This window comes from Haliea sp. E1-2-M8, assembly GCF_030649675.1.
In the GTDB taxonomy this organism is placed as follows: Bacteria; Pseudomonadota; Gammaproteobacteria; order Pseudomonadales; family Halieaceae; genus Haliea.
The window spans coordinates 1-21,698 of sequence record NZ_JAUTDR010000018.1; the positions used below are offsets into that span (position 1 = coordinate 1).

19 protein-coding genes and 2 pseudogenes are annotated in these 21,698 nt (G+C 61.6%); 9 read left to right on the forward strand and 12 right to left on the reverse strand.

Going from position 1 to position 21,698, the window contains the following annotated elements; genetic code table 11:
• Positions 1–163: 163 nt before the first annotated feature.
• The 6 genes and pseudogenes from Q6D67_RS14910 to Q6D67_RS14935 all read right to left on the reverse strand — a co-directional run.
• Positions 164–494: pseudogene (locus Q6D67_RS14910) on the reverse strand (transposase); the annotation flags it as partial.
• A gap of 54 nt (positions 495–548) precedes the next feature.
• Positions 549–788, reverse strand: a pseudogene (locus Q6D67_RS14915) (IS3 family transposase); the annotation flags it as partial.
• A gap of 140 nt (positions 789–928) precedes the next feature.
• On the reverse strand, positions 929–2,134 hold the full coding sequence (locus Q6D67_RS14920; RefSeq protein ID WP_304706460.1) for a site-specific integrase: 1,206 nt from the start codon (positions 2,132–2,134) through the stop codon (positions 929–931).
• 292 nt (positions 2,135–2,426) lie between these two features.
• Positions 2,427–3,659 (reverse strand): acetyl-CoA C-acetyltransferase, encoded by a 1,233-nt coding sequence (locus tag Q6D67_RS14925; protein ID WP_304706461.1) that lies wholly within the window; start codon positions 3,657–3,659, stop codon positions 2,427–2,429.
• Between the two features lie 51 nt (positions 3,660–3,710).
• Positions 3,711–4,478, reverse strand: coding sequence for a crotonase/enoyl-CoA hydratase family protein (locus tag Q6D67_RS14930; RefSeq protein ID WP_304706462.1), 768 nt, complete (start codon positions 4,476–4,478; stop codon positions 3,711–3,713).
• A gap of 95 nt (positions 4,479–4,573) precedes the next feature.
• Positions 4,574–5,008, reverse strand: coding sequence for a PPOX class F420-dependent oxidoreductase (locus tag Q6D67_RS14935; protein ID WP_304706463.1), 435 nt, complete (start codon positions 5,006–5,008; stop codon positions 4,574–4,576).
• 137 nt (positions 5,009–5,145) lie between these two features.
• On the opposite strand from Q6D67_RS14935, the gene Q6D67_RS14940 reads away from it, so the two are divergent.
• The 4 genes from Q6D67_RS14940 (at position 5,146) to Q6D67_RS14955 (ending at position 11,026) form a co-directional block, all read left to right on the forward strand.
• Complete coding sequence (locus Q6D67_RS14940; protein WP_304706464.1) at positions 5,146–6,609, forward strand: FAD-dependent oxidoreductase; 1,464 nt, start codon at positions 5,146–5,148, stop codon at positions 6,607–6,609.
• A complete protein-coding gene (locus Q6D67_RS14945) occupies positions 6,606–8,405 on the forward strand; it encodes an FAD-dependent oxidoreductase (protein WP_304706465.1) in 1,800 nt (599 codons plus the stop codon). The genes Q6D67_RS14940 and Q6D67_RS14945 overlap by 4 nt, the downstream gene beginning before the upstream one ends.
• Positions 8,293–8,685: a hypothetical protein gene (locus tag Q6D67_RS14950; RefSeq protein WP_370551970.1), complete on the forward strand. Its 393-nt coding sequence runs from the start codon at positions 8,293–8,295 to the stop codon at positions 8,683–8,685. The genes Q6D67_RS14945 and Q6D67_RS14950 overlap by 113 nt, the downstream gene beginning before the upstream one ends.
• Positions 8,686–8,785: 100 nt before the next feature.
• Entirely contained in the window at positions 8,786–11,026 is a 2,241-nt protein-coding gene (locus Q6D67_RS14955; RefSeq protein ID WP_304706467.1) for a TonB-dependent receptor, read from the forward strand.
• Here the strand turns inward: Q6D67_RS14955 and Q6D67_RS14960 are convergent.
• The 3 genes from Q6D67_RS14960 to Q6D67_RS14970 are packed head-to-tail and all read right to left on the reverse strand — an operon-like array spanning position 11,014 to position 13,170.
• Positions 11,014–11,385, reverse strand: coding sequence for a carboxymuconolactone decarboxylase family protein (locus tag Q6D67_RS14960; RefSeq protein WP_304706468.1), 372 nt, complete (start codon positions 11,383–11,385; stop codon positions 11,014–11,016). The two genes, Q6D67_RS14955 and Q6D67_RS14960, sit on opposite strands and share 13 nt — an antisense overlap.
• A 28-nt stretch (positions 11,386–11,413) precedes the next feature.
• The gene (locus Q6D67_RS14965; RefSeq protein ID WP_304706469.1) at positions 11,414–12,139 is read right to left on the reverse strand and encodes a sterol desaturase family protein; all 726 of its coding nucleotides are present in this window, start codon (positions 12,137–12,139) and stop codon (positions 11,414–11,416) included.
• A gap of 14 nt (positions 12,140–12,153) precedes the next feature.
• Positions 12,154–13,170, reverse strand: a complete 1,017-nt coding sequence (locus Q6D67_RS14970; RefSeq protein ID WP_304706470.1) for a MarR family winged helix-turn-helix transcriptional regulator — start codon at positions 13,168–13,170, stop codon at positions 12,154–12,156.
• 143 nt (positions 13,171–13,313) lie between these two features.
• Between Q6D67_RS14970 and Q6D67_RS14975 the strand changes: the two genes are divergently transcribed.
• From Q6D67_RS14975 to Q6D67_RS14985, 3 genes are read left to right on the forward strand one after another with little or no spacing between them, the layout of a single operon-like run.
• Complete coding sequence (locus Q6D67_RS14975) at positions 13,314–14,171, forward strand: NAD(P)-dependent oxidoreductase (protein WP_304706471.1); 858 nt, start codon at positions 13,314–13,316, stop codon at positions 14,169–14,171.
• A 9-nt stretch (positions 14,172–14,180) separates the two neighbouring features.
• Positions 14,181–15,650 carry an aldehyde dehydrogenase family protein gene (locus Q6D67_RS14980; protein ID WP_304706472.1) on the forward strand — a complete coding sequence of 490 codons (1,470 nt, stop codon included), beginning with the start codon at positions 14,181–14,183 and terminating at the stop codon, positions 15,648–15,650.
• Positions 15,647–16,399, forward strand: coding sequence for an SDR family oxidoreductase (locus tag Q6D67_RS14985; protein ID WP_304706473.1), 753 nt, complete (start codon positions 15,647–15,649; stop codon positions 16,397–16,399). The genes Q6D67_RS14980 and Q6D67_RS14985 overlap by 4 nt, the downstream gene beginning before the upstream one ends.
• Positions 16,400–16,450: 51 nt before the next feature.
• Here Q6D67_RS14985 and Q6D67_RS14990 read toward each other — a convergent pair whose 3' ends face one another.
• Genes Q6D67_RS14990 through Q6D67_RS15000 form a run of 3 tightly spaced genes read right to left on the reverse strand, consistent with a single transcriptional unit; the run spans position 16,451 to position 20,087 of the window.
• Positions 16,451–16,852 carry a Zn-ribbon domain-containing OB-fold protein gene (locus Q6D67_RS14990; protein WP_304706474.1) on the reverse strand — a complete coding sequence of 134 codons (402 nt, stop codon included), beginning with the start codon at positions 16,850–16,852 and terminating at the stop codon, positions 16,451–16,453.
• 2 nt (positions 16,853–16,854) lie between these two features.
• Positions 16,855–18,105 (reverse strand): thiolase family protein, encoded by a 1,251-nt coding sequence (locus tag Q6D67_RS14995; RefSeq protein ID WP_304706475.1) that lies wholly within the window; start codon positions 18,103–18,105, stop codon positions 16,855–16,857.
• A 5-nt stretch (positions 18,106–18,110) separates the two neighbouring features.
• The gene (locus Q6D67_RS15000) at positions 18,111–20,087 is read right to left on the reverse strand and encodes a pyrroloquinoline quinone-dependent dehydrogenase (protein ID WP_304706476.1); all 1,977 of its coding nucleotides are present in this window, start codon (positions 20,085–20,087) and stop codon (positions 18,111–18,113) included.
• Between the two features lie 83 nt (positions 20,088–20,170).
• On the opposite strand from Q6D67_RS15000, the gene Q6D67_RS15005 reads away from it, so the two are divergent.
• Positions 20,171–21,376, forward strand: a complete 1,206-nt coding sequence (locus Q6D67_RS15005; protein WP_304706477.1) for an LLM class flavin-dependent oxidoreductase — start codon at positions 20,171–20,173, stop codon at positions 21,374–21,376.
• A complete protein-coding gene (locus Q6D67_RS15010) occupies positions 21,373–21,666 on the forward strand; it encodes a Dabb family protein (RefSeq protein WP_304706478.1) in 294 nt (97 codons plus the stop codon). The genes Q6D67_RS15005 and Q6D67_RS15010 overlap by 4 nt, the downstream gene beginning before the upstream one ends.
• Positions 21,667–21,698: the final 32 nt, after the last annotated feature.

The window sequence follows — 21,698 nt, forward strand, 5'->3', positions numbered from 1 at the left end:
GGCGACATAACCGAACTGGATGCCCACGGCAACCAACTGAATTTATTCAACTTTTAACCGGACACTAGTGAGTTTAACTATTAAGTTATATTACGGCCATCAGATAAATAGAGCAAGAGTTATCGTCAAATCTGGTGTTTAGAGAACCCAGTCAGGCGGCCTCTTAGTTGTCTTTGTTGACTTCGATCCCGTCACGGAATTGAACGCCGGTGATCACTTTCCCCAGCGTTTCGTACCCCCGCAGTCTTCGCCAGTTCTGTTCCGCGCACTGACCCAGCTTGAACATCATGTGGAGCATGCCGTTGCGGGTCAGGCAACCCTTTGAGCGTTTCGTCCGATGCCGGATGGTCCCGAAGGTGGATTCAATCGGGTTGCTTGTCCGCAGGCTTTGCCAGTGCGTGGCTGGGAAGTCAGAAGGCCAGTAACTCCTGGCGGTCCTTCTCCAGCTTCACCGTAGCCTTGGGATATTTGGCCTCGTAAGTGCTCAAGAACAGGGCGTGAAAGCCCTTGAAAAGCTGGCCGAGACAGTGAACGTCATGATCTGGGTTCTACCCCACTTCTACGGACGGTTCTAAAACGGCTGAATACTCAAGATCACGCTTGGCCACTCTCCGTCGCTTTCGCGGATTATGAAAGCGCTCAATGTAATCGAACAAATCCGATTTGGCGATATCCCTTGTCCGGTACTTGCTCCGGTTTACACGTTCACGCTTGAGAACACCGAAGAAGCCCTCACAGGCGGCATTGTCACCGCAGTGACCCACGGCGCTCATGGAGCAGATCAAGGCGNCAGCCCGAATGAGTATGAATCAGCAATTTTTGAAATGAAGAAAGCGGCTTAACTGGGTTGTCACAAATTGGTTGACCACTCCACACTGCTGCGTCCTTTTATAGTGTGAGTGATCAAGCCTGCACCACGATCCGCTTGTCAGGCAAGGCAATACTGGCCCCAATCAGCCATCAGACCCCTACGCAGATCAAAGAGGTCGCCACGGCGGTAGGCGCGTTCTACGGCATCACCGACCGTATGCGCCAGGCAAAGCTCGCACGCCTCCCTGGGGTAGGTAGTCTGCTCTGCGGACCAGTCTCGGAATGTGGAGCGGAAGCCGTGCACGGTGACGCCATGTTCTTCCATGCGCCTCAGAACAGCTGTGAGAGACATGTCTGACAAGGGTACACGCTTCTTGCTGCCAGGGAATACAAGGGGATTGTCCGTCTCCTGGGGTAGCCCGCGCAGGAGCTGCACTGCGGCGTCGCTCAACGGCACACGGTGTTCTCTGCCCGCTTTCATGCGGCTCGCCGGGATCGCCCAGACGCGTTCTTCCAGGTCTATCTCGTCCCAGGTGGCGCCTCGCACTTCTCCTGATCGAGCTGCTGTCAGTACTGCAAATTCCAGCGCTCTGGCACCCACACCCGCCCGCTTTCGCAGTGCGATCATGAAGTCAGGCAGGCTGCGATATGGGAGGGCGGGGTGGTGTTCGACAGCGGCGACTTTACGTACCGCGGGAAAAATATGGTCAAGATGGCCGCGCCACCGGGCCGGATTGTCGCCTTTCCGAAACTTGCTGACCGTAGCCCAGTTGATCACGTTTTCCATCCGGCTGCGTACCCTGGACGCTGTTTCAGACTTCACGTGCCAGATGGGTTCCAGTACGGAAACGATGTGTGGGGTGTCGATCTCGTCTACCGGCATGTCGCCGATTACGGGATAAACGTACGCACTGAGCGTGGCATCCCATTGGGCGGCATGCTTAGCGTTCTTCCAGCCATGCCGCTTCGACTCGATAAAAGCCTCGGCGCATTGCTTGAAGGTTCGCCGGGCCACTTCTGCGGCCTTGTCGACCTGCCGCTTTTGCTGGGCTTCCTGGATAGGGTCGACGGGGTTTTCGGGGTCGTGGACTTTGGCTACCAGGGCCCGCGCCATTTCCCTGGCCCTGGCCAATGTAACGGACCTCAGGGACCCGAGCCCCATATTGCGGCGGCTACCATCAGGCGCAACATACCTGAAGACCCAGGTGCGACTATTGCCCCGCGCGAATAGATAGAGGTTCCCACCATCGGCATGCCAGCCGTTCGGTAAAGTTTTGAGTGAAATCGGTTTCAGCTTACCCGGTGTGTGGTCTCGCTTGATCATTAGCCGCCCCTCCTGTATACCATATTGTATACCATTCGAAGTGCAATGCGGTGAAAGCTCGTGAAATTATCTGGAAGCTTAGGATAAACTAACGTATTGATATAAAAGTAAAATATGAATGTTTCTGATGCTTTCTGAAACGTCTTGCCACCCGGCCCCGGCGGACGTCCGCTCCGCCAAATACGAAAAAAGCCACCTTCGCGGTGGCTTTTTTTGTTTGCGGGAACTGAAAAATGGGGTCAGGTCCCTTTTCTCAAATGGGGGCAGGTCCGCTGGACCTGTCCCCGCCTATTTAGATCCGTTCGATGATGATCGCCGGCGCCATGCCGCCCGCGGCGCACATGGTTACCAGGCCGAATTGCTTGTCCTGGCGTTCCAGTTCGTCGAGCAGGGTGCCGATCAGGATGGAGCCGGTGGCGCCGATCGGATGGCCCAGGGCCATCGCACCGCCGTTGACGTTCACCTTGTCCCGGTCGAGGTTGAGATCGCGGATGAACTTCTCGGCGACTACCGAGAACGCCTCGTTGATCTCGAACAGGTCAATATCCGACAGCTGCAGGCCGGCCTTGGCCAGCACTTTTTTCGCCGCCGGTACCGGCGCGTTCAGCATCAGCGTCGGGGAACCGCCCATGTTGCACATGGCGCGAACACGGGCGCGCGGCTGCATGTTGTGGGCCCGGGCGTAGTCGGGGGAGGCCAGCAGCAGTGCCGCGGCACCGTCGACAACGCCAGAGGAATTGCCCGCATGGTGCACATGATTGATCTTGAGGTCCGGGAACACCTGATGCACCAGCTTGCGGAAAGTCGTGCCGGATTCGGTCAGCGGATAGTCCGCCAGAGCCTCGAACGCGGGCTTGAGCTCCGCCAGGCTGGCGAGCGTGGTGTTGGGGCGAGGAAACTCCTCGTGATCCAGCGCCAGGCTGCCGTCGAGTTTGTACACGGGAATCAGGCTGCGGGCAAAGTGGCCGTTGGCAATGGCGTGGGCGGCGCGCTGCTGCGACACCACGGCCAGGCTATCGACCGCTTCGCGATCAATGCCCTCGAGGGTGGCGATGGCGTCGGCGCAAACGCCCTGGTGGGGCTGCGGGTGCTTTTCCCGCAGGCGTAGATTGTCGCTGTCGATAAAGGGTGACTGGCTGGCATCCTGGCCGAAGGTCGACATCATCTCGCAGCCACCGCCAATAACCAGGTCTTCCATGCCGGCCATGATGGAGGCGGCGGCCATGCTCACGGAGGTGATGCCCGAGCCGCAGAAGCGGTCCAGGGTCACGCCCGAAGAGCGAACGTCGTAGCCGGCGTCCAGGGCGGCCATGCGGGCCAGGTCGGCCCCTTGCTGGCCGCGCTGGGTGCTGGTGCCGAAAATGATATCGTCGACATCCGCCGTGTTGAGCTGGTTGCGTTCCGCGAGCGCGCGCAGCACCGCTGCGGCGAGGTGTTGCGGGTGCTGGTCGGCGAGTGCGCCCTTGCCTTTCTTGCCGATACCGCGCGGGGTGCGGCAGGCGTCAATAATCCATGCTTCTGTCATGCTGTGGCTCCGATTCCAATACTTCAATAGGGGTTGGGGGTCTGTGGCCGCTCAGCGGCCCTTCCACTGGGGCGCGCGTTTCTCGGCAAACGCGGTGGCGCCCTCGATGGCGTCCTCGCTGGTGAAGATGGGCTGCAGCAGTACGTTCTGCCTGGCAAACATCTCGTCATTGCTCCAGTCCTGGGCACTGTCGATAACCTGCTTGCTGGCCGCTACGGCCAGCGGGCCGTTGGCGGCGATTTTCTGTGCCAGTTCTTTTGCCGCCTGCAGGGCGGTACCGGAGGGGACGACCTGGTTGATCAGGCCCAGGTCAAAGGCGCGCTGGGCGCTGATGAAGTCGCCGGTCAGCGCCAGCTCCTTGGCGATGCGAGAGGGGATCTGCTTGGGCAGCTTGGCCAGCCCGCCGGCACCTGCGGCCAGCCCGCGCTTTACTTCCGGGATACCGAATTTCGAATCTTCCGCGGCCACGATCAGGTCGCAGCTGATGGCAACCTCGAAGCCCCCGGCAAGGGCATAGCCTTCCACTGCGGCAATCAGCGGCTTCTTGCCGGCGTACTCACAGATACCGGCGAAGCCCCGGCCCTCAACCACGGGCAATTCGCCGGTCACAAAGGCCTTCAGGTCCATACCGGAGCAGAAGGTGCCACCGGCGCCGGTGAGAATGGCGACGCGCAGCTCCGGGTTGCTCTCGAGCGTGTCGATGGCGGCCGCAACGCCTTCAGCCAGCGCCTTGTTGGCGGCGTTCTTCGCGGCGGGGCGGTTCAGGGTAATGGTGAGAATGCCATCGGCAATTTCGGTCAGGACGGGTTGTTCAGACATGCGTGTACTCCATGCATCGGGTGGGGGCGTAATTCCGCGCCCCGATGATACTGCGACTGGCGCGGAATGCGTAATCGTATTTAGGGGGGAGGGTACTAGCTGCCGACGTGATCCAGGCGGCCGCCGTAGAGCAGGGGCGTGGACACCTGCTCGGGGATGACGGTGACGATCACTCGCTCGGCGTCAGGTTCATCCAGGTCGAAGTCCCGGCCCATGCTCTTGCGGAAGAGTTTCTGGTTGAGGCTGCCGCCCGGATCGTCTGTCAGCTCTGCGTGGCCCCTGATCTCCACATAGCGGGTCGGATTTACCGGGTCCAGGACACAGATCGTGATCCGGGAATCCGCCTGCAGGTTGCGGTATTTGACGCGGCTCTTGAGCGTGCTGAAGCGGAAGGTTTCACCATCCCAGTCAAAGCCTACCGGATTGGTGGAAATGAGCTGGTCCTTCACCCGGATAGTGCTGACAAACGCAAACATGCCTTTTTCGAGAATTGCCTTGTGGCTGTCGGGAACGGTTTTCTGTACGGCCATGCTGTCTACTCCTGTGCGGTGATCGTTGTCTGCAGCAGCTGCGCTGCAATGTCTGGCGGCATGAAAAAGCATTGTAATTGAAACGTTTAATCGGCTAAAGTCTTTCCGGATAAAACCCGAGAACAAGGTCGGCTGCCATGTCCAGAATCATCCCGCGCGCGCAGGTAGAGTCTTTCACCGGCAGTTTCGATGCCATAGTCTGCGGCTTCGGAGGCGCCGGTGCCTGCGCCGCGCTGGAGCTGAGAGCCGCCGGCCTGGAGGTGCTGGTATTGGAACGCTTCAGCGCAGGGGGCGGCTCCACTCGCCTGTCTGCCTGTGAAATGTACCTGGGTGGGAGCGGTGGTACCAGCCTGCAGCGGGACCTGGGTATTGCGGACAGCAGTGAAAATTTCGAGCGCTACCTGTTGCAGTGCTTTGGCGCCTTTACCGACCGGGCGCGGGTAAGGGCATTCGTGGACGGGGCCGCCGGCCACTTCGACTGGCTGGAAGGGCAGGGCGTGCCCTACCGGCGCAGCCTCTTTGCCGGTCGCGACGTGGTGACGCTGACGGGTGATTCCCTGCAATACACCGGCAATGAGCGGGCCTGGCCATTTGCCGCCAGCGTCACACCGGTACCGCGGGGGCATCTACCCGAGGATGCGGGTCACGACGGTGGCAAGGTGCTGATGGATGTGCTGATGCAGCGGGTAGCGGAAGCCGGTGCCGATATTCGCTGTGACCACCGGGTGACGGCACTGATCCGGGACGACAGCGGCCGCATCTGTGGGGTTGAGGTAAAGGCGGATAACCGCCTGCAGCATATTGAGGCCCGCAGCGGCATCATTCTGGCCATGGGCGGCTTTATCATGAACGAAGAGCTGACTGCCCAGCACATTCCCCAACTGACCGCCTTCTGCACCCGGCACGGCAACCCCGGTGACCGCGGCGACGGCATCCTGCTGGGCGTGGCCGCCGGTGGCAACGCAATCCATATGGGCCAGGCATTCGTCGGCGTGGCGCACTACCCGCCGGCCCAGCTTACTTACGGCATTTTCGTCAACGCCCAGGGCCAGCGTTTCATCAACGAGGATGTCTACCTCGCCCGTCTCGGTGCGGCGATCGCCAACCAGACCGACATGCGCGCCTGCATGTTTATTGACAACCAATACTTCGCCCGCCCGGACTATCACCAGACCACAGAGATTATCGCCACCGGCGACACTGTGGCGGAGGTGGAGGAGGAAGCGGGATTGCCGCCAGGGTCCCTGCAGCACACGGTGGCCTACTATAACGAGCAGGCGGCGCAGGGTGCCGACCCACTGTTTCACAAGTCGCCTGACTGGCTGGCGCCCCTGGTCACACCGCCCTACGCCCTGGTGGATTACAGCCTGCCCCAGCTGCAGCCCACCTGTTTCACGCTGGGTGGCCTGGATACCCTGCCGACCGGTGAGGTACTCACCGTTGATGGCGAGATCGTACCCGGCCTGTACGCCGCCGGCCGCAGCGCTGCCGGTATACCCCGCACCGGAGCCGGCTATGCCAGTGGCATGTCGGTGGCCGACGCCACATTCTTTGGCCGGCTCGCGGGCAGGCAGATCGCGGCGAGCGCGGGCCAGCCGTGACTGCGCGTGGGGAAGTGCTCCTGAACCCGTTCAGCTGCCTGTTCCAGCCCCTCACTATCGGCAGCATGCAGCTGCGCAACCGTATCGCCATGTCCGCGATGACCACCAACTACGGCAGTGCCGACTTTGAGGTGACACAGCGCCTGATCGCCTTCCACGAAGCCAGGGCCCGGGGCGGAGCGGGGTTGTTAACCGTGGAGATGTGCTCGGTCGATGTTGCCCAGCGCTACCAGCCCCAGGCCCTGAGCCTCGGCGATGATCGTTTCATCGCCGGGCACCGGGAGCTGGTGCAGCGGGTACATGCGCAGGGCGCCTGCGTGCAGCCGCAGATTTCCCACCCCGGGCCGGAGTCCATGACCGACCCGGTGGGCCCATCGGTGTGCGTAGCCGCCGGTACCGGTTGGCCCTGTCGCGCACTCGCGGAGGAGGAACTGGAGCCGATCATGGAGCAGTATGCGGCGGCTGCCGTCCGCGCCAGGGAAGCGGGGTATGACGGCATCGAGCTGCATGCAGCCCATGCTTACATGCTCCTGGGCTCGTTTCTGTCGCCGCAGCGGAATCGTCGTGAGGATGGCTACGGTGGCCAAACGCTGGCGACCCGCAGCCGCCTGTTGCTGGAAACCATTGCGCGGATCAAGCGTGCGACCGGCGCGGACTTTCCCCTTACCCTGCGTATTTCCGGTCACGAAGGCAGCTTTGACGGCCGCGAGTTGACCGAAACCCAGCGCCTGGCCCCGGCACTGGTTGCCGCAGGAGTGGACTGCCTGCAGATCAGCGGTGGCGTGTCCCACGACCGCCTGGTCGGCAATATCGTCTGCGGCGCGGATACCCCGGACGGCCACAACACGGCGGTGGCCGCTGCGGTCCGGCAGGTGGTTTCGGTGCCGGTAATGGTCGTCGGCAGGCTGCACCGCCCGGAGTTGGCGGCAGAGGTTGTCAGCGAAGGACGGGCGGATGTCGTGATGTGGGCCCGCCCCCTGCTGGCGGATCCGGAGCTGCCGGAAAAGCTGCGCAGCGGACGTCGGGACCAGGTCCGGGAGTGCCTGTCCTGCCAGCACTGCATCGACTCCATGCTGCTGGCGCCCTTCGACGCCAATATGCACTGCGCGGTCAACGGCTTCAGTGGCCGCGAGAGCAGCCTGCGACCGGTGCCGGTCAACAAGCGCAAGCGGGTGGTGGTGATCGGGGCCGGAACCGCCGGCCTGGAGGCAGCGCGGCAGTGCGCAGACAACGGCCACGAGGTGATTCTGTTGGAGCGGGGGCCGCGCAGTGGTGGCTCGCTGTTCTTCGCCGCCACCGTGCACCGCGCCAATGAGCCGCTGTTGCACTACCTGCGCGGGGAGGTGCAACGCCTGGGCGTGGACCTGCGGCTCAACACAGGCGCCAACCGGGAAAGCGTTGCGGCGCTGGCTGCGGATGCCGTGATCGTGGCGACCGGCGCCCGTGTTGCAGTAGCCGATGTGCCAGGTGCCGGGCTACCCCATGTGCTGCAGGGTCCGGCGCTGCGTCGGGTACTCGCGGGGGAGCCCGCAGCTTCAATTGGACCTGAGCCATCCTGGACAAGGCTGGCAAGGTACTTGCCAGCAGCCGTGTGGCACTGTCTGCAGCCCGGCCAGGTGCGCAGGCTGGCTTCCGCTGGGCAAACGTGTCTGCGTGGTTGGGGGCGATCTGGTAGCGCTGGAGCTGGCGGAGTTCCTGCAGCGCCTCGGGCGCCAGGTTACCCTCCTGACGAAAGCGTCAGTGCCAGCGCTGGAGGTCGGCCCCAAGCGGCGTCAGGAACAGCTGGCCCGCTTTGACAGCCTGGGCGGCCAGGTATTGGCAGAGTGTGAACTGCTGGGCATAACCGTCGCCACGGTAGAATTCTACTGCGGCGGGCGGGAGGGGCGCCTGCCCGCCGATTCCGTGGTGCTGGCGGGTACCCCGTGCGGTGATACAACCCTGGCAGATGATCTGCAGAATGTCGCCGCACAGGTGTTCAGCATAGGCGACTGTACGGGGTCGGGGCTGATTGCCAAAGCCGTGGCCGACGCCACCCGCACTGCCTGCGCCATTGGTCAGGTGGCTGGTGAACAATGACTGTGGGTCGGGTTACCAGCCCCAAATTTATAACATTGTAAAAGCAATGTGTTTATGAGATAAATGCTTTGCCCTCACCAAATATAAGAGGAATGCCGTGATGCCGTACCCAGCCCGTCGTGTACCAGCTACTTCACTGATCCGCTCAGCCGTTGCACTGGCGGTTGGCGCCACATTTGCACTCGGTCAGCCCGCCCCGGCCCTGGCCCAGGGTCCGGGAAAACTGGAGGAGGTGGTGGTCTCCGCCCGGAAAATCGAAGAGAGCCTCCAGCAAACGCCCATTGCGGTCAGCGCCTATTCCGAGGAAACGCTGCGGGAAATCGGTATGGAGACCCTGACCTCGCTCTCGGCCTTTACGCCGAATCTACAGATGCAGCGCGGAGCCGGTGGCGATAGTTCCCTGGTGGCCTGCATGCGCGGGCTCTGCCGGACCGATGACATCATCACCGAGGAGCCCATGGTGGGCACCTACGTCGATGGCTTCTACATTGCCCGCATGCAGGGTGCTTTCTTTGACCTGCTGGATGTGCAGCAGATCGAAATACTGCGTGGTCCGCAGGGTACCCTGTTCGGCAAGAACACCGCGGGCGGCGCCATCAATATCACTACGGTGCGGCCCGACCAGGATTTTGGCGGCTACCTTGTGGGGACCCTCGGCAGTGATTCCCTTTACGGCGGCAAGGCCAGTGTCAACGTTCCGATCACTGACGGCCTTGCCGGACGGTTCAGCTACGCGCAGCAGAAGCGCGATGGCCTGATCGAGAACACCACTTTCTCTGATCTCAACGACAAGGACTACCAGACGGCGCGCCTTGCCGTGGCCGCGGACCTTGGAGGTCGTTTCAGCGCGGACTACACGTTCGACTGGTTCGACGCCGACCAGACACCCAACGGCTGGCAGCCCACGCTGATTGAACCGGGGCTGGATGTGGTGTTCCCCGGCGTTTCCGGAACCAGTGACCCCGGGTTGGACAGATCCGTGGCAACCCCCGAAGAGGTCTTCGACAAATTCAGGCAGACTTTCAACGGTTTAACGCTGGCCTACGACGTGGGCACTGTGGGGCCGGTAGATGACCTGACAATCAAATCGCTGACGGGTTATCGCAGCACAGACCTGAGCAGTTTCCGCACCATGGTTCCCTACTATCTCATTTCTGGCACCCTGGCCCAGGACTACAATTTTTTTACCCAGGAATTTCAGTTCCTGGGTACTGCGTTGAACAACCGGTTGAATATCGTCTCGGGCATTTTCCTCAGCGAAGATGAGGGGCTTTACCAACTCGACCAGCAATTTGGCTCCGTGGTGCCCAACACCATTATCACCCTGGAGACCGAAACCGACACCTGGGCGGCCTACGCGGAGTTGTCCTACCAGTTCAACGAACGCTGGAAGGCCTCCCTGGGAGGGCGCTACACAGAAGAAAAGAAGAAGGTTGATTCCTCCCTCTTCTTCCCGTCCACCGGCGGGACCCTCCCGGTGAGTGACCTGGCCCCGACGAATGAGTTCGATACGGACAATTTTTCACCCCGTGTGACTGTCAGCTACCAGCCGACCGACAGCACCATGCTCTATGCAACCTATTCCATCGGGTTCAAGAGTGGTGGCCTTAACGGTCGTGCCACACAGGTGCCAAACTTTGTGGTCTACGACGACTCCGAGATCACCAGCTACGAGCTGGGCATCAAATCCGACCTGATGGACAACCGCCTGCGACTCAACCTGGCGCTGTTCTACCAGGAGCTGGAGGACTGGCAGGTTCAGGTAAACAGCATTGACCCGAACACCTTCACCTTCCTCACCCGGATCGAGAATGCCGCCGATGCCAGCATGACCGGCGCAGAACTCGAGGCGACTCTGGTGCTATCCGACTCGTTCCAGCTCAGCGGCACGCTGGGCTGGCTGGATCCTGAGTATGAAAACTACCTCAGCCAGGATTTCACAACCCTGCAGTTCATCGATGTGTCTGACCTGTACAACTTCCAGTTCTCGCCGGACTGGACCAGCAGTCTCACCGCGCGCTACGAGGTGCCGTTGGGTGAGCTTGGTACCCTGCTGATGCGGGTGGACTGGTCCTATGTCGACAACCAGTTCTTCCAGGTTGTGCCGTCGCCCCTGATCGAAGGCGATGACTACACCCTCGTGGACGCAAGGCTGGAACTGCGCGAAATGTTCGGTTCAAGCCTTACCCTTGCACTGTGGGGCAAGAACCTGGGTGACGAAGAGTACCGTACGGGCGGCTTCGACGTCCCGACCTTTGGTATCAACCCACCCGATGGCCTCTATACCAACAGCTGGGCCAACACCCGGACCTGGGGGGTGGATTTGCGTTACGACTTCTGATCGGCTTCCGCAATGGCCTCTTCCAATGGCGCCAGCATGCTGGCAGCCCTCGGGTAGCCCGCATACTGGGCGATGAACAGCAGGAGTTCACGGGCCTCGTCCGGCGTCATCTCGCCGCGCTTCAGGGAGGCCTTGACCTGTATTTTGAAGGTCATGGGCTCGCCTTTCTCGGCGATGATACCCAACAGCAGAATACGCTTGTCCCGCATTGACAGGGTGCCCCGGGTCCACAGCTCCGCGAACAGCTGGCGCAGCATGATGTCGGTAAACGCATATCCCTCCGGAGGTGCAACGACATCCCCTGCGTACACTTCCTTGAGCATATCTTCACCGCGTGCGCGGCGTTCCTGGTCGTTCATATTATTCTCCGTCCTGTGGTGAGTCTGTTCAGTCCAGCGTACCGAACAAATAGTCGTAGAGCAGGGTGATCGTCGCGTAGTTGCCCTTGTGCATGTTTTCATGATGCACGTGGTGTTTGGCGGTGACCCAGGTGACCGTTCTGAAGGGGAAGTAAGGCAGTGTCACCGCGGTGTGATTGATGGTGTTGATCTGGGTAAATATGACATAGCTGACAACGACCGTCGCGACATGGAAAGGACCCAGCCCGAGCGCCAGCAGTGCCATGGTGCCCACGAACAGTGCGATACCGACGAAGGTCTCCAGGGGATGTACATAGAACCCGTCGATATGCGTGGGGCTGCGAGCCTGGTGGTGGACCGCGTGAACCTGCCGCATCTTGCCGTTGCCGTGAAACCAGAAGCGGTGGCACAGGTAATAAAAGAAGTCGTACACCATCAGGATGACGACGACATGCAGCACGACCATCCACAAGGGTTGCGATTCCAGGGTGACAAACCAGGGCAGCATCAGCAGGAAGAACACCAGATTGACCGCCAGTCCCACCTTTTGCGAAGCCCGGACCACAGGGGGATATTTGGGTTTGGCCAACTTCTCTTTATCAGCCGCAAGATTGAGCCGCCGCATTTCGGCGAGGGCCGGCACCCGGAAAGCGATAAACTTTCCCAGTTTGGTCAGGGCAATGATTGCCGCCAGCGTGAGCAGCGCCTCCTGCCAGTGGTAGTAGGCCAAAATATTGGCAAGGTCGAAATCCATACTGTCGCCTCGTTCTATTGAGTGGGGTTGAGCAGCAGCTCACCGAGTTGCTGCGCCCGGTCGGGGCCCAGGCGAGAGAGAAGGCTGTTCGCCAAGTCCTGCAACTCGCCGGTATTGAGGTGCGGTTCGGGTTGCAGCCGGGTGTACAGCTGGCGCATGCCATCCTGCAGCGTGGGCAGCGCTGCCGGTGAGTCTGGCGAGGCCAGCTCTGCCTCGAGAGCATCAATGGCTTCCACCGCGTCCCGGATCATCTCAAGGCCGGCTGGAGTGAAATGGAGCAACACCTGGCGCGCGTCCCTGGGATCGGTTCGACGCTCGATATAGCCCAGCTTCTGCAGCTCCGACGCAATGACGTTGATGGCCTGCTTGCTGACTTTGTGGGCGCTGGCCATTACCTGCATCCGCCCGCCGTCCTTGCCTATCAGGGTCAGCACCTGGGCGTAAGAGAGCTTCAGTCCGGGGTGCCCCCGGGCCTCGGTCAGGTCCATAAGCCGCCGGCTCATGTAGTCGCTCAGTCGCGGCAACAGGGAAGTGAAGCGGCCTTCGGGGAGGTGCGTGCTCATGCCCGCTTGAACGCCCGGAGGATTGCCGGGAAGCGGCGAGACGATAGCAATCAGCGCGTTGCGACACTCCTCAAACTGTGCAGCCCCCAGACAGACTTCGTATTCTGCCTCCAGCCTGGCGGCCACTTGCAGTCCGTCCGCGCGAAGTTTTTCGCCTGCGGCTGTCAGGATAACCTGCTTGGCGCGACCGTCTTCGGCGTCGGGCGCACGGCGCACATAGCCCAAAGACTCCAGTTCATTGACCACCGCATTCGCGGCCTGGCGGGTGATGCCCAGGTTGTCTGCAATGCTGCTCAGGCGTCGGCCGCCACTGGCGGCAAGGGATATATAGGGCTCAAAGCTCAGCCGCAGGCCTCGATGCCGGTGTGTTTCAACCAGACTTTCCATGATCCGCGATTCAAGTTGGCGGGTAATGGCCAGCACGTGCCGGGGGAAGTTGTCCTGATAGCGTTGGAGCACGGGGTTCATGGTGATCGGCAGCCTGCAAGCGGCGGGAATCTATATCTAACGATAAATGTAAATGAAGATTGACCGCAGGTCAAATGCAGTTGACATAAATACTGGGCAATGCCTACACTTCGACGCAAAGTAAATAATATGGAAACTGCATTATGACCATGCCCTTGAACGTAGGCTATATCGGTCTTGGCAATATAGGCGGGCCGTCAGCCCGGCACCTGATTGGTAAAAGCTGGCAGGCCCATGTGTATGACGTGTGGCCGGCCGCCATGGAGGGCCTGGTAGAAGCGGGGGCCGTTGCGGCCGACTCTGTGGCCAATCTGGCTGCGAAGTGTCAGCACATCGGTATTTGTGTGCGCGATGACCAACAGGTTGAGTCGCTGCTGTATGGTGCGGCGGGTGTTCTGGAAAACGCGGCCCCCGATACGGTAATCGCCATTCACAGTACCGTCTCCCGCGCGGGCTTGGTGCGCTGGGCAGCGGATGCCGGCGAGCAGGGGCTACACCTTATCGATGCCGCCATTTCCGGCGGCAAGCAGGGGGCTGAGGATGCGAGGCTCTGCTACATGGTCGGCGGCGCTGCGGAGGTCGTTGAACGAGCCAGGCCCGTCTTTCTGACCTCAGGTAACTCGGTCATCCATGCTGGCGCTTTGGGTACGGGGCTGCTACTCAAGCTGTGCAACAACCTTATCACCTATGCTGAATTTATGGCCATGTCGGAGGCGGTGCGACTGGCGGAAGCGGGCGGCCTGTTGCCCGAAATGTTGCGCGAAGTGGGCAAGTCCAACGGCGTCGTCAATGAAATGATGTCCCAGTTCATCAGCAACCGTAATGCGCTGGCGCGTGAGTGCACTGAGGAGCAGATGGATCAGTTCTTCGGCGACTTTGGGCGACTGGCCGAGAAGGATCTTGACTGTGCCCTGCAGTCCGCCGAGGAGATGGGTGTGAGTCTGCCTTCTACTCGCCGTCTGCGCGACCAGGCGCTCGCACTTTTCCTCAACAAGGCCTAGGAGTATTTCATGCACGCTGAATCCCGTCTCTTTATCAACGGCAAACTGGTGGCAGCCGCGTCCGGCAAGACCTATCCCAATCTGAATCCGGCCACCGAGGAAATGGTTGGAGAGGTGGCCGATGCCGGCCTGGAGGATATGGATCAGGCTATCGCCGCCGCCCGCCGTGCTTTCGATGAGACCGACTGGGCAACGAACCACGCCTTCCGCCTGCACTGCCTGCAGCAACTCAAGGCTGGGCTGGTGGCTGAAATGGGCAACCTGAAGGAGCAGATTGCGGTGGAAACCGGTTCACCGCTGGGCATCTGCGGTGCCGGGGGCCCCCAGTGCGAGGTGCCGATCGGTTTCCTGGATTTCACCCTCGAAACACTGCCAGAGTTCCAGTGGAGTCGGGATATCGGCGTCTCGAACATGATGGGCGTGCAGTCCCGCCGTCTGGTGGAGAAGGAGGCGATCGGAGTGGTTGCCTGCATTACGCCCTGGAACGTTCCCCTGCAGATCAATCTGGCCAAGTGTGTGCCCGCCCTGGCGGCGGGTTGTACCGTGGTACTGAAGCCGGCGCCGGATACCCCCTGGGCGGCCACGGCGCTGGGGCGCATTGTCAGCGAATACACGGATATTCCCCCGGGAGTATTCAATGTGGTGACCGCCGAGGATCCTGTTGCCACGGGCGAGGCGCTGGTGCGTGACCCGCGGGTTGACATGGTGTCCTTCACCGGCTCTACCGGGGTGGGCAAGAGGATCATGGCGATGGCCTCCGAAACGGTGAAAAAGGTGTTTCTGGAACTGGGCGGCAAGTCTGCGAATATCATCCTGGATGACGCCAACCTTGAGCAGAGCCTGCTGAGTGCGCTCAGCGTGTGTTTCCATGCGGGGCAGGGCTGTGCAATTCCGACCCGGCTACTGATACCCCGGGACCGCCAGGCCGAGGTGGAAGCACTGCTCAAGACTTACTTCGGCTTCATTGAGTACGGCGATCCGGGCTCTGAGACCCAGATCATGGGCAGCCTGGTGAATGCCCGGCAGCGGGAACGCGTCCTTGCGTACATCGAGAAAGGCAAGCAGGAGGGGGCGCGCCTGCTGCTGGGGGGCGGCGTGCCCGCTCACCTGGACAAGGGTTTCTATGTCGAGCCGACTGTATTCATGGATGTGAGCAATGACATGACCATCGCCCGCGAGGAGATTTTTGGCCCGGTGCTGGCGGTGATTGCCTGCGACGGCGAAGAAGATGCCATTCGCATTGCCAATGACTCCGACTACGGTCTCTCCGCCGGGGTCTGGTCGGCCAGCGAGGACCGCGCGCTGGCTGTTGCCAGGCGTTTGCGTACCGGTACCGTAAACATCAACGGCGGCAACTTCTACGGTGCTGACGCCCCCTTTGGCGGTTACAAACAGAGTGGCCTGGGCCGCGAGATGGGGCGCGAGGGGTTTGAGGAATACCTGGAAACCAAGACCATTGCCCTGGCGGTATCCGCATGAGCCTGCCGGTGCACGTCGTTACCGGCGGTGCCCGTGGCTTTGGCCGCGCCATAGCGGAACACCTGCTCGCTACCGGCGCGCGCGTTTGTCTGCTGGGACGCAACCAAGCCCGGCTCGACCAGGCGGTGCAGGCATTGGGTGAGCGCGCGACCGCCGTGGTCTGCGATGTGGCAGACAAGGACAGCGTCAGCAGTGCCTTTGCTGAAATCCAGTCGCGCTATGGGAGGATCAACAGTCTGGTGGCCAACGCCGGTGTGGCCCGCCCCGGTCGCATTGAAGTGATGGCTGCCGACGAGATTGCCCTGCAGCTCAACACCAATTTTCTGGGTACGGTGCTCTGCTGTCAGGCCGCCATCCCGCTGCTCAGGGGCGCCGAGAATCCCCGGATCTTGACCGTCTCCTCTGCCAGCGCCTGGCACACCGATGAGATGAGTCATCTGTCCATCTACGCCGCCAGCAAGGCAGGCGTTGAGCGTTTTACCCGGGACCTGCGCGAGGAGTTGCAGGCTGACGGCATCGGCGTCACCTGCCTGCGGCCGGGTGCTGCAGAGAGCGAGTTTGCGCTGGATTGGGACCAGGGGGTCCTGCAGGAGGCCTTTGTGGCCTGGCACGATACCGGCCCCTTGATGGATGTGGGCATGGCTGTGGATCAGGTGGCGGGGGCAGTGGTCTGGGCGCTGGCGCAGCCGCCGGGCGTGGCGGTAGACCTGCTGGAGATTCGCCCGAACGTGCTCACTCCCAAGCCCTGAGCGCCGGCTCTCGAGCGGGCGGTCGTCCTGGAGGCGGCCGCCCGTTTTCGTCTAGCAGGGTGAGAAGAGTGGAGCCATGAAAGGTTGGCCCTCACGCGGCTGCAGGGCGCGAAAACAGACCCGCAGCGGCATGTCGCAGCGCAATCGATCGGCCTCGCAATCGACGATACGCGTCACCAGGCGAACTTCTGGTGCTTCCAGGGGGCAGACCAGTCCCGTGATGTAGGGTGGCGCATGGTCGGGATTTATCGGGGCCAGAACTTCACTCCAGGACAGCAAGGTGGCGTCGCCTGAGAGCGCACGCCAATGTAATTCGCCCTGGCATTGCGGGCAGTCGGCTTTGGGGTACCACACCGCGCGGTCGCAGTGCTCGCACCAGGTTATGCGCAGTTCGCTGTTTGCGGCGGCCTGCCAGAAGGGGCCTGCCAGGGGGTCGTTCCGGTCCGGTGCCATGATCAGTTCCCCCGCTTGAGGATGAGTGTAGACGCTTCATCGGCGGTAAAGCCGGCGTAGGCCGCCACGCGTGCGGAGTCGACCTGGTTTACCGCGTCCCCGCGCAATTGCTTGACCAGTTCCACGACGTGGGAGATCCCGAGCAGATAGCTGTGGGAGAGCAGGCCGCCGTGGGTATTGCAGGGAATGCCGCCCAGCCGTCGGTGCCGCTGGTAGTAGAGGCGATCCTCCTGAATGAATTCGCCGCCTTCGCCTTCGCGGCAGAAGCCCAGACCCTCGATTTGCATCAGCGCGGTGCTGGAAAAGCAATCGTACACCGCAATCACATCGATCTCCGCTGGCGCGGTATCGGCCATGGCGTAGGCCCAGGGTGCCGCAAAAGGCTGTGGCGTAGCGGTAATGACCCGCTGCTGACTGATGTAGGGCGCGCCGTGAACCCGGCCGTGGCCGACGCCTTCGACCGCGATCGGGGCGTGGGGCATATCGCGGGCCTCTTCGGCCGGGCTCATGACCCAGGCCGCGGCGCCATCGGAAATCAGGCAGCAATCTTCCATGCGCAACGGGTCGGCCAGTGGGGTGCGTGCCAGGTATTTTTCCAGGGTCAACTCGCGCTCGTACATGACTGCCGCCGGGTCCCGGTTGGCATGGCGGCGAAAAGTCATTGGCAGCGCAGCCAGCTGTTCAGCGGTGAGCCCGTAGTCGTGCATGTAGCGGCGGGCGAAAGTGGCAAAGTAGACCGGCTGCGGATACCAGCCGAAAGGCAGCTCGAAATGCGCTTTCATGATCTCACTGGCGTGCCAGTCCCCCGGGGTTCCGGTTCCCGCCGCGCGCCGGGTGGCCCAGTCCACGGCAAAGACGTTCACTATGTGTCGCGCCTGTTTCCTGCGCATCGCCAGGGCGGCGGTGTGGGCGCAGGTAGCCGCCCAGACCATCGCGCCACCATCGGTACTGAACCACAGAGGCTGCGAGGTGCCGAAATGTTCATGGAAGTCTTCAGCTGTCAGCTGGTCGGCGACACCGGCCGCGACCATCAGGCCGTCTACCTGCTCCGGGCGCAGGCCGGCATCGGTGATGGCCGCGGCCACGGCCTCCAGCGCCATGGCTTTGGGGTGACGCCCGGAGGGGCCAGTAACGGCGGTTTCCCCGATGCCGGTAATGGCAACTTCGCCGCGAGTATCTTCCAGGGGCAGGCTCTGCCCCCAGTCGGGAACTGGCGCGCGTCGGGCCAGGGCTTCGATTGACTGCTGTGGCATTGAGTTCAGTCCCGTAGTCGATAGACCACCAGAGTGTCTCCGAGCAATTCCTGGAGTTTCTCCGGGCCTTTGGCGGCATAGGCGAGGGGGCCGTGGCCACCTGCGGCGATCGCAATATATTGTTTGCCGGTGCTGGACAGCCGGAAGCTCATTGGTGTCGCCTGTGCGGGTGCCGGCAGGGTGTCGGTCCACAGGGTTTCGCCGGTTGCAGCGTCGAAGGCGCGGAAGCGGCTGTCCAGGGTGGCGGCGATGAACACCAGGCCCGAGGCCGTCTGCAGGCTGCCGCCCGTGTTGGGCGTTCCCCAGTTAAAAAAGCGGCCCAGGCCCAGCGGGGCGAGCTCGGCAAGATTGCCCAGGGGAACCTCCCACAGTGTCTCGCCACTGTCCAGATCAATACCGGTGAGCACGCCCCATGGGGGCGCCGTGCAGGGGGTATTGTGGGGAGAGAGGAAGCCGGCGCGAACCGCCACCCAGGGTGTACCTTCCTGGGGCGCCGCGCCGACCAGATCGGCGCCTTCTGTATTCTCAACCTGATCCCGCGGCAGCAGCTGCACCGTGTACGGCACCCGCATTGAATTGACGACCATGGTGTTGGTGAGTGGATTGACTGAAACCGAGCCCCAGTTGATGCCGCCACCAAGACCGGGCCACATCAGGGTCGGACGGTCCACCGCCGGGGGGGTGAAGATGCCTTGGTAGTTCAATTCCCGGAACTGTTCGAGACAGGCCTGCCGGTCGCCCGGATAGATACCCCAGATATCGTCCTCGGTCAGGGTCGGGGGGTGGACCGGCGTGGGCAGTGTGGGGAACGGCTGGGTTGCCGAGATGGTCTCGCCGGGTACCGGGGAAGCGGGTACCGGACGCTCTTCCACAGGGAACAGGGGCTCGCCGGTTACCCGGTTGAGCAGGAAAACATGCCCCATCTTGGTCGCGACGATGACGCCCGGGACGTTACCATGCTGGTCAAACAGCACCGGTTGAGCGGCGACGTCCCAGTCCCATACATCCCGGTGCACGGTCTGAAAGTTCCACAGGGGCTTGCCGTCGCGCGCGTCCAGGGCAACCACTGATGTGCCGTAGTGATCCATATTCCCGCGCTCCACACCGCGGTAGTGATCGGGCTGTGATCCCCCCGTCGGCAGGTAGACTATGCCCCGTTCCACGTCCGCGGAGAGATTGCCCCAGCTGTTGGGTGTCGAGCGGGTGAAGTCGGCACCTGCGCGGGCAGCTTCGGCGGTAACCGGCTGCATGTCGGGGGGCACTGGGTCGAAGGCCCACCGCAACTCACCGCTACGCACGTCAAAGGCCCGTACTACCCCGGGCGGAGCATCCAGGCGCTGTCCGTCCATGACAAAAGCTCCCGTGATTACCAGATCTTCTATCACCAGCGGGGCGGAAGACACGTAGTACTCGGCCAGTCGTACATCGCCGAGGTTCCGGGTGAGGTCGACACTGCCATTCTCGCCGAAATCCAGGCAGGCCTCGCCTGTGCGTGCATCCAGTGCGATCAGGCGGGCATCCAGGGTTCCACTGAGGATGCGCTGGCTGCAATGCTCGGCCTCATTCTTTGCCTGCCAGTGGGCGACGCCACGACAAGTCGGGGTGTAAACGCCGGCAAGGGCCACTTGCGGGTCGTGTACCCAGAGCTCTTGCCCGGTTTCCGGGTCCAGGGCGATAACCCGATTGAGCGGTGTGCACAGGAACATGGTGTCGTTGACCACCAGGGGTGTGGCCTGAAAGGCTGTGGCGCCATGGGATTCCGTTCCGGGGGAAACGTCTCCTGTACGATAGGTCCAGGCGACTTCAAGGCGATTGACGTTTTCCGAAGTGATCTGGTTTAGCGGGGTAAAGCGCTGCGATGCCGCGCCGCCGCCAATCGTGGGCCAATTCGCTACCGGGCCCGCGTGGTCGATCTCGTCACCGCCGCACGCCACCAGGGCAAGCACCGCGAAGCTCGCGACAGGGATAAAAAATCTGTTCATGTTTTCCGCCCAAACCATATGTAGGAAAATGTTTTATATGGTAGCATGTAAATTCCTGAAAGACAGCGAAATGAGGATTTGACGTGACCTATCAGCCCAGGCGTCTGCGTTTTGGAGCATTCCTTGCTCCCTTCCACAACGATAGAACCAGTCCCACTTTTGCCCTCGAGCGTGACCTGGATCTGATCCAGTGGCTCGACAAGATGGACTACGATGAGGCCTGGATCGGTGAGCATCACTCCGGTGCTTATGAGTGCATTGCGTCGCCCGAGGTGTTCATCGCCGCTGCGGCGGAGCGCACCCGCAACATTCGCTTCGCAACCGGCGTCAGTTCGCTCAGCTACCATCAGCCGCTTGTTCTCGCAGACAGAATCGCGCAGCTGGACCACCAAACCCGGGGTCGCCTGATCTTCGGTGTCGGGCCTGGGCAGTTGATTGCAGACGCCTACATGATGGGCGTGGATCCGCAGCGTCTTCGCGAGCGCATGGGCGAATCCCTTGATGTGCTGATCAAGCTCTTGCAGGGCGAGATCGTGACAGCCGAGACCGACTGGTTCACCTTGCGCGAGGCCCGCATGCACATACTACCGTACCAGGCAAATCTCGAGATCAGCGTCGCATCGGCGATATCGCCTGCGGGCGCCCGCCTCGCCGGGCAGTACGGTGCCTCCATGTTGTCGGTCGCTGCATCCAGCCCGCAGGGCTTCAAGGCCCTGGCCGACAGCTGGGCGATCTGCGAAGACAAGGCGGCAGAGTATGGGCAGACCGTTACCCGTGACAGCTGGAGGGTGGTAGCGCCATTCCACATCGCGGAGACGCGCGAGCAAGCTCGCCGTGACCTTGAATACGGTTTGCTGGACATGTTCAACTATTTCCACAAGTTCGGCGGCGAACTCTTCCCTCAGGTCAAGGATCTGGATGAGGCGATTGAAGTCTGGTGCACCGGTGGCCTTGGGGCGTTCGGAGTAGGCCTGGTAGGCACGCCAGACGATCTGATAGAACATATTCAAAACTTGCAGGACCAGTCAGGTGGTTTCGGTGCGTTCCTGTCACTCGCCCACAATGCGGCGAGCTACGAGGCAACGAAAAAATCCTACGAGCTGTTGGCGCGCTATGTGATGCCACACTTTCAGCACTGCAACGACAATCGTACGCCTTCGTTGGAATGGGCGGCCTCTAATGCAGATCGTTTTATGGCCGAGTACATGGGCGGAATCAAGAAGGCGATCGACAGTCACGAAGCAGAGCAGCGCAATAAAGCCAGGGCGACTGGAGGGAAGGCATCATGATCCGGCACATCACATTGATCGATTTCAAGGAAGACGCCACGCAGGAGCAAAAGGACGAGGCTCTGCAGGCTTTCCGGCAGCTGCCACAGCACATACCGGGTATCCTGGAATTTCAGGTGGGGCTGGACCTGGGGTTGCTTGAGGGCAATGCCGGCCTGGCGGTGCAGGCGACTTTTGCCAACAGGGAAGCCTTCATTACCTATTCCCGCCATGAAGCCCATGGTTCGGTGGTGTTCCCGGTCTGTGGTCCCATCATGGCGGGCTATAGCACGGCGCAGTTTGAAGGCTGAAAATCCCAATAAACGTTTGCTGACCGGACAGG

Coding starts and splice junctions, on each gene's coding strand:
- Q6D67_RS14925 (WP_304706461.1), bottom strand. CDS start 3,659: ATGACAGAAGCATGGATTATTGACGCCTGCCGCACCCCGCGCGGTATC.
- Q6D67_RS15000 (WP_304706476.1), bottom strand. CDS start 20,087: ATGAACAGATTTTTTATCCCTGTCGCGAGCTTCGCGGTGCTTGCCCTG.
- Q6D67_RS14935 (WP_304706463.1), bottom strand. CDS start 5,008: ATGGCCGTACAGAAAACCGTTCCCGACAGCCACAAGGCAATTCTCGAA.
- Q6D67_RS14955 (WP_304706467.1), top strand. CDS start 8,786: ATGCCGTACCCAGCCCGTCGTGTACCAGCTACTTCACTGATCCGCTCA.
- Q6D67_RS14960 (WP_304706468.1), bottom strand. CDS start 11,385: ATGAACGACCAGGAACGCCGCGCACGCGGTGAAGATATGCTCAAGGAA.
- Q6D67_RS14940 (WP_304706464.1), top strand. CDS start 5,146: ATGTCCAGAATCATCCCGCGCGCGCAGGTAGAGTCTTTCACCGGCAGT.
- Q6D67_RS14930 (WP_304706462.1), bottom strand. CDS start 4,478: ATGTCTGAACAACCCGTCCTGACCGAAATTGCCGATGGCATTCTCACC.
- Q6D67_RS14990 (WP_304706474.1), bottom strand. CDS start 16,852: ATGGCACCGGACCGGAACGACCCCCTGGCAGGCCCCTTCTGGCAGGCC.
- Q6D67_RS14920 (WP_304706460.1), bottom strand. CDS start 2,134: ATGATCAAGCGAGACCACACACCGGGTAAGCTGAAACCGATTTCACTC.
- Q6D67_RS15010 (WP_304706478.1), top strand. CDS start 21,373: ATGATCCGGCACATCACATTGATCGATTTCAAGGAAGACGCCACGCAG.
- Q6D67_RS14965 (WP_304706469.1), bottom strand. CDS start 12,139: ATGGATTTCGACCTTGCCAATATTTTGGCCTACTACCACTGGCAGGAG.
- Q6D67_RS14975 (WP_304706471.1), top strand. CDS start 13,314: ATGACCATGCCCTTGAACGTAGGCTATATCGGTCTTGGCAATATAGGC.
- Q6D67_RS14995 (WP_304706475.1), bottom strand. CDS start 18,105: ATGCCACAGCAGTCAATCGAAGCCCTGGCCCGACGCGCGCCAGTTCCC.
- Q6D67_RS14985 (WP_304706473.1), top strand. CDS start 15,647: ATGAGCCTGCCGGTGCACGTCGTTACCGGCGGTGCCCGTGGCTTTGGC.
- Q6D67_RS14970 (WP_304706470.1), bottom strand. CDS start 13,170: ATGAACCCCGTGCTCCAACGCTATCAGGACAACTTCCCCCGGCACGTG.
- Q6D67_RS14980 (WP_304706472.1), top strand. CDS start 14,181: ATGCACGCTGAATCCCGTCTCTTTATCAACGGCAAACTGGTGGCAGCC.